This window comes from Ruegeria sp. (genome assembly GCF_028066395.1).
In the GTDB taxonomy this organism is placed as follows: Bacteria; Pseudomonadota; Alphaproteobacteria; order Rhodobacterales; family Rhodobacteraceae; genus Ruegeria.
Genome location: NZ_JALCBM010000027.1, coordinates 43,961 through 45,870, shown reverse-complemented (window position 1 = coordinate 45,870; position 1,910 = coordinate 43,961). Strand labels below are relative to the sequence as shown.

Genomic DNA, 1,910 nt, shown 5'->3' with positions numbered 1-1,910 from the left:
CGTCGCCTTCATGCAGGGTGGCATGGGCGGACCGGCCATAGCGCCGCTTGCCGTCCCGGATCAGGCCGATGATGGCCACATCGGATTTTTCAGCCGCCTCGTACAATTCGCTGACCCGCTTGCCGATATGGGGCGAATCCTCGGGGACAGTCAGTTCCGCGATATACTCGGCCAGCGCTTCCGAGCTTTCCTCTTGCGCGCCGCGATTGGGGATCAGGCGCCAGCCGATCAGCGCGACAAAGGCGAGCCCGGCGATGGCCGCCAGCCCGCCTACGGGGGCGAAATCGAACATGCCAAACGGCTCACCCAGCGTATCGGCGCGGATCGAGGCGATGATGATGTTCGGGGGCGTTCCGATCAGCGTGACCATACCGCCCAGAATGGTGGCAAAACTCAGCGGCATCAGCGACAGGCCCACCGACCGCCCCGCCTTGCGCGCGGTCTGGATATCGACCGGCATCAGCAAGGCCAGCGCCGCCACGTTGTTCATAAAGGCCGACAGCACCGCGCCAATCCCGCCCATCAGCGCGATATGCGCCCCAAGCCCGCGCGAGGCATCGACCAGCGTGCGGGTGATCAGGAACACCGCGCCGGATCGCACCAGCCCGGCGGACACAACCAGAACCAGCGCCACGATGATGGTGGCGGAATGGCCGAACCCGGCAAAGGCGTTCTCGACCGGCACCACGCCCAGCACCACGCCGATCAGCAGCGCGCTAAAGGCCACAAGGTCATAGCGGAACCGCCCCCACAGCAGCATTCCGAACACGGCGATGAAAAGGGAAAAAAGAATGATTTGATCTGTCGTCATACCGCCACCATAGCCACCGGGCGGTAAGGGGCAAGCCGATCCCTTGATCCCGCCCCCTGCAAACGTCTATATGAGCGCCAAACACGCAATCACGAATGACGAGGACGCATTATGGCAGGCCACTCCAAATGGGCCAATATCCAGCACCGCAAGGGACGTCAGGACGCCGCGCGGTCCAAACTGTTTTCCAAACTCTCGAAAGAGATCACCGTGGCCGCCAAGATGGGCGACCCCGATCCCGACAAGAACCCGCGCCTGCGTCTGGCGGTGAAAGAGGCCAAGTCGAATTCCGTCCCCAAGGACGTGATCGACCGCGCCATCAAGAAATCCGTTGCCGGTGAAGGCGACGAATATGAAGAAATCCGCTACGAAGGCTATGGCCCCAACGGGGTCGCGGTGATCGTCGAGACGATGACCGACAACCGCAACCGGACCGCCTCGACCGTGCGTTCGACTTTCTCCAAGAATGGTGGAAATCTGGGTGAGACCGGCTCGGTCGGGTTCATGTTCGACCGCAAGGGCGAAGTGATCTATCAGGCCGATGCAGGCGATGCGGATACGATTTTCGAGGCTGCCATTGAGGCGGGTGCTGAAGATGTCGAAAGCTCGGACGATGGTCACATCATCTGGTGCGCCGATACGGACCTGAATGACGTGTCGAACGCGCTGGAAGAGGCACTGGGCGAATCCGAATCCACCAAGCTGGTGTGGAAACCCACCACCACGACCGAGCTGGGGCTTGAGGACATGCAAAAGCTGATGAAGCTGGTCGATGCGCTGGAAGATGACGACGACGTGCAGCGTGTCACCACCAATTTCGAAGCCACGGATGAGGTGATGGCGCAGCTCTGACCGCTCTGCCATACCTCGCGAATTCGAAACCCGGCCCTGCAACGGCCGGGTTTTGTTTTTGACGAACCCTGACAGAGTTCTTGGCCGCAAGGATTTGAGTTTATACACTCGACCCCAGATAGCAGGCCCGCGCCGAGGGTCGTGGATACGTGGTGAACGGTGGCAATACCCTCTGATCCGTCAAAACGAAATGTGCCGGTTCTGGCCGGGCAAAGCATTCTGTCACAGGTGGCATGGACGCTGGGCA

At 61.0% G+C, this 1,910-nt stretch carries 2 protein-coding genes; one reads left to right on the top strand and one right to left on the bottom strand.

What is annotated here, in order from left to right; all coding sequences use genetic code 11:
• Window positions 1–811 (bottom strand): SLC13 family permease (locus MPJ51_RS10665; RefSeq protein ID WP_298385941.1); only part of this gene is annotated, 811 nt, incomplete at its 3' end.
• A gap of 111 nt (window positions 812–922) precedes the next feature.
• On the opposite strand from MPJ51_RS10665, the gene MPJ51_RS10660 reads away from it, so the two are divergent.
• On the top strand, window positions 923–1,663 hold the full coding sequence (locus MPJ51_RS10660; RefSeq protein ID WP_298385939.1) for a YebC/PmpR family DNA-binding transcriptional regulator: 741 nt from the start codon (window positions 923–925) through the stop codon (window positions 1,661–1,663).
• Window positions 1,664–1,910: the final 247 nt, after the last annotated feature.